Below are 4,246 nucleotides of genomic sequence, written 5' to 3'. Positions count from 1 at the left end.
CATGTCTGTCGTTCTCCGCTGGCAGGGCGTCAAGTCAATGATGGCAGATTGCTGGGGTTTTTAGAGGCTCCTTTAAGTGAACAGCATTAAGGTCACGCCGGTTTTTTTTTTATTCGACAACTGCCATTAGACAGCTACTGAACGATCAATTGCCCTGCTGCTTCTGCAGATGCTCCCAACGCTCTTGCGCGTCGATGGTGCGCTCGGCGGTCAGACGCGCTTCCAGGCGGTCCAGGCCGATCTCTTCGCCGGTGTCAACGCAATAGCCGTAGTCGCCGTCTTCCAGACGCTTGAGCGTGCTGTCGATCTTGGCGATCAACTTGCGTGCACGGTCGCGGGCGCGCAGCTCCAGCGAGTTCTCGGTCTCGCGGGTGGCACGCTCTGCCTCGTCGCCGATGTCGCGTACTTCTTCGCGCAGGTTTTCGATGGTCTGCTTGGATTCCTCGACCATCTCATTGCGCCACCGCTGCAGACGCTGACGGAAGTACTCCTGCTGCAGCTTGCTCATGTACTCCTCGTCCGCTGCAGGCTTGTAGCCCTGCGGCAGGATCGGGCGGCCGGTGGTCTCGTCGGTCTTGTAGTCGACCACCTTGTACTTGGTCTTCGGCGTCGGGCCGGACGGCTTGGAGGTCATAGCCACGGCGACCTTGCCGACCGGACGGGTCGCGGCGGGCTTGGCAGGGGCTTCGGTTTTGGTTGGTGTTTTTGCTGAAGATTTCGAAACGGGCACGGGATTCTTAAGTGACGGGGTCGCAGGCTTTGCCGGCTTCGCAGGGACGGCCTTGGGGGCCGGTGCGGGCGCGGGCTTTTCAGCCTTGACCGTGACTGACTTGGCCGGAGTCGGCTTGGCGGCCGTCTTCGGTACGGACTTGGGCGCCGCCGGCTTTGCAGCACTCCTGGCGACCGGTTTCACGGGCTGTGGCACCGTGGCATTGGCGACCGGCGCCGCTTTGGCAGCGGCCTTAGTCACAGCTGCCTTCTTGGCAACAGGTTGCTTGGTGGCCGGCGTCGCCGGCTTGGCGGCCGGTTTTGCAGCGGCGGGCGCCGCTGCTTTCTTAGCAACGGGTTCGGCGGACTTCTTGGCGGCCTCTACGGCCTTGTTTGCAGTTTTTTTAGCAGCCACGAAACGCTCATCCTTGGTTCCCCCGGGGCCCGGGAAAGCAGGCCTTTATAGCTTACCCCAAGGACACCCGGCAACCACGTATTAATCCAAGTGGCATATCATTGGCAAGTGATCTCACGCCTGCTCATCGCGCTGCTGCGCTTCTACAAGTTGTTCATCAGCCCTCTGCTAGGGCCGCGCTGCCGTTTTGCGCCCAGTTGCTCGGAGTATGCGATGACCGCGATCGCCCGCTTCGGCCTGCTTCGCGGCTGCTGGCTGGCTGCACGCCGGCTCGGGCGTTGCCATCCCTTCCAGCCGGGCGGGTTCGATCCCGTCCCCGATGCTCCCACGTCCGCGTCTTCGCCCGTTTCCACTTCCTGCCGCTGCAAAGGACCCTACCCATGAGCCGAACCGTCATTGTCAATGCCCGCCTGGTCAATGAAGGCAAGGAGTTCGACGCCGATCTCCTGATCGAGGGCGGCCGCATCGCCAAGATCGCCAGCAAGATCACCCCGGCTGCGGGCGATACGGTGGTGGACGCGGCCGGGCGCTGGGTGATGCCGGGCATGATCGACGACCAAGTGCACTTCCGCGAACCGGGCCTGACCCACAAGGGCGATATCGCGACCGAATCCGGCGCCGCAGTGGCCGGCGGCCTGACCAGTTTCATGGACATGCCCAACACCAATCCGCCGACCCTGGATGCCGCCGCGCTGCAGGCCAAGTACGACGCTGCGGCCGGGCGCGCCTGGGCCAATTACGGGTTCTACATGGGCGCCAGCAACGACAATCTGGCCGCGATCCAGTCGCTGGATCCCAAGACTGCACCTGGCATCAAGGTGTTCATGGGCGCGTCTACCGGCAACATGCTGGTCGACAACCCTCAGACGCTGGACGCGATCTTCCGTGACGCGCCCACACCGATCATCACCCATTGCGAAGACACCCCGACCATCGATGCGACGCTGGCCGAGTTCAAAGAGAAGTACGCCGACGCACTGACCCCGGAGATGCACCCGGACATCCGCTCGCGCGAAGCGTGTTTGAAGTCCTCGCAACTGGCGGTGTCGCTGGCGCGCAAGCACAACACCCGCCTGCACGTGCTGCACATCTCCACCGCCGACGAGTTGGCGCTGTTCGAGGCCGGCCCACTGGTCGACGCCGATGGCAAGGTGCGCAAGCGCATCACCGCCGAAACCTGCATCCACTTCCTGCGCTTCGACCGCAGCGATTACGCGCGGCTGGGCAACCTGATCAAGTGCAATCCCGCAATCAAGGACGCCGGCGACCGCCTGGCGCTGATCGAGGCGCTGGCCGAAGACGTGATCGACGTGCTCGCCACCGACCACGCACCGCACACCTGGGAAGAAAAGCAGAAGCCGTACGCGCAAGCGCCGTCCGGCCTGCCGCTGGTGCAGTACGCGCTGGTCGCCGCACTGGAGCTGGTGCATGAAGGCAAGCTGCCGATCACCCGCATCGTGCAGAAGTTCGCGCATGCGCCAGCGCAGTTGTTCGATGTGGAAGAACGCGGTTTTCTGCGCGAAGGCTATTTCGCCGACCTGGTAATGATCGACAACACCCCGTTCACCGTGAAGCGCGAGCAGGTGCTGTCCAAGTGCGGCTGGTCGCCGTTCGAAGGCACCACCTTCCGCTCGCGCATTGCGGCGACCTGGGTCAACGGCCAGCAGGTGTGGGATGGCGAACAGTTGGTCGGTACCGCCGCCGGCCAGCGCCTGACCTTCGACCGCTGATGCGCGCAGCTCTGCTTGTTGCTTTGCTTGCGCTGGCGCCGCTCTCGTTGGCTGTCGGCAATGCCGCTGCGCAATCTGCGACCGCTGCGGATGTGGTGTTTCCGCCGAGCGCCTCGCAGGGCGCAATGGTGATCGGCAAGGTGCCGGCTGGCAGCCAGGTGCAGTACGCCGGCCGCACGCTGCGCGTCAGCGGTTATGGCAGCGTGGTATTCGGCATCTGCCGCGATGCCACTGGCCGGTTGCAGGTGCAGATCACCCTGCCCGATGGCAGCAAACAGACCGCCAGCATTGCGGTGACGCCGCGCGATTGGCCGGTGGAACGCGTCAACGGCGTGCCGCCCAAAACCGTCAACCCGCCTGCGGCGATCGCCGAGCGGATCAAGCGCGAGCAGGCGCAGGTCACCGCCGCGCGCGACCGCGACGATGCAGGCACCGATTTCGCCAAGCCCTTTATCTGGCCGGTGCAGGGCCGCATCAGCGGGCGCTTCGGTAATTCGCGCGTCTACAACGGCCAGCACGGCGCCGCCCATTCGGGCATGGACATCGCGGTGCTGACCGGCACGCCGGTCAAGGCGCCGGCAGCCGGTGTAGTGACCTTCGCCGCACCGGATCTATATCTGACAGGCGGCACCGTGCTGCTGGATCATGGATTCGGGGTGAGTTCGAATTTTCTGCACCTGTCGCGCATCGATGTAAAGGTGGGTGATCGCGTGGAGCAAGGTCAGGTGATTGCGGCGGTGGGTGCCACTGGACGTGCGACCGGGCCGCATCTGAATTGGGGGATGAATTGGTTCGATGTGCGAATCGATCCGTTGCTGGTGCTTGAGCGAAGCAAGTAACAGGGGGTGCCGGGTAGCTGCAGATTAGCTGTGCAGCCGTACCCTCCCCCAAACCATCCCATTACACACATTTTTCAATAGACGCCGCCGAGCAAAGCGCATTCCTTCGACGAACACGCCGACGTCGCGCAGGCCCAGCCACAGCGTCTTGGCTCCAGGTCGCCATCTCCCCTGCGCCTCAGGAAGCCGCCCACTTGGGCAATCAGCCGTGCCAGGCTGTTGAGTGACGGCACTTGTCTGGGCAACGGCCTCTTGTTGAGCAGGTAGGGCGCCTTCCATTCGTCGGCCTCAAAAAGAAGATCGGCGGGCAGTTCCGGTAAACCGCGGCCCAGCCGCATCAGCCGGTTGATTTGCCAGGCGACCACCAGATACAACGCCAGCGACGTCTCGAGGCGCTCCCATGTAGAACCTGGCCCATTGTGCTTCCTTCCATTCGAGTGAAAAGAGTGCACCATCAAAGCCTGGGATCAAACACCTAGGGCCTGTTAACACTAATGGCCTGAGCGAGTAAACTATCGGGTATGGAGATCACACCAGAGCAATTTTCCCTAATC

At 63.2% G+C, this 4,246-nt stretch carries 4 protein-coding genes and 1 pseudogene; 3 read left to right on the top strand and 2 right to left on the bottom strand.

The window, feature by feature from the left end; translation table 11 throughout:
- Window positions 1-145: 145 nt before the first annotated feature.
- A complete protein-coding gene (gene dksA, locus XpopCFBP1817_RS19645) occupies window positions 146-1,123 on the bottom strand; it encodes an RNA polymerase-binding protein DksA (RefSeq protein WP_128418371.1) in 978 nt (325 codons plus the stop codon).
- A 90-nt stretch (window positions 1,124-1,213) separates the two neighbouring features.
- On the opposite strand from dksA, the gene yidD reads away from it, so the two are divergent.
- From yidD to XpopCFBP1817_RS19630, 3 genes are read left to right on the top strand one after another with little or no spacing between them, the layout of a single operon-like run.
- Complete coding sequence (yidD, locus tag XpopCFBP1817_RS19640; protein WP_128418370.1) at window positions 1,214-1,507, top strand: membrane protein insertion efficiency factor YidD; 294 nt, start codon at window positions 1,214-1,216, stop codon at window positions 1,505-1,507.
- Window positions 1,504-2,853, top strand: coding sequence for a dihydroorotase (locus XpopCFBP1817_RS19635; protein ID WP_128418369.1), 1,350 nt, complete (start codon window positions 1,504-1,506; stop codon window positions 2,851-2,853). The genes yidD and XpopCFBP1817_RS19635 overlap by 4 nt, the downstream gene beginning before the upstream one ends.
- A complete protein-coding gene (locus XpopCFBP1817_RS19630) occupies window positions 2,853-3,692 on the top strand; it encodes a M23 family metallopeptidase (RefSeq protein ID WP_167393986.1) in 840 nt (279 codons plus the stop codon). The genes XpopCFBP1817_RS19635 and XpopCFBP1817_RS19630 overlap by 1 nt, the downstream gene beginning before the upstream one ends.
- Window positions 3,693-3,716: 24 nt before the next feature.
- Here the strand turns inward: XpopCFBP1817_RS19630 and XpopCFBP1817_RS19625 are convergent.
- A pseudogene (locus XpopCFBP1817_RS19625) lies at window positions 3,717-4,030 on the bottom strand (IS4 family transposase).
- Window positions 4,031-4,246: the final 216 nt, after the last annotated feature.

Source organism: Xanthomonas populi, assembly GCF_002940065.1.
Taxonomy (GTDB): Bacteria; Pseudomonadota; Gammaproteobacteria; order Xanthomonadales; family Xanthomonadaceae; genus Xanthomonas; species Xanthomonas populi.
This window is presented reverse-complemented; position numbering and strand designations above follow the sequence as displayed.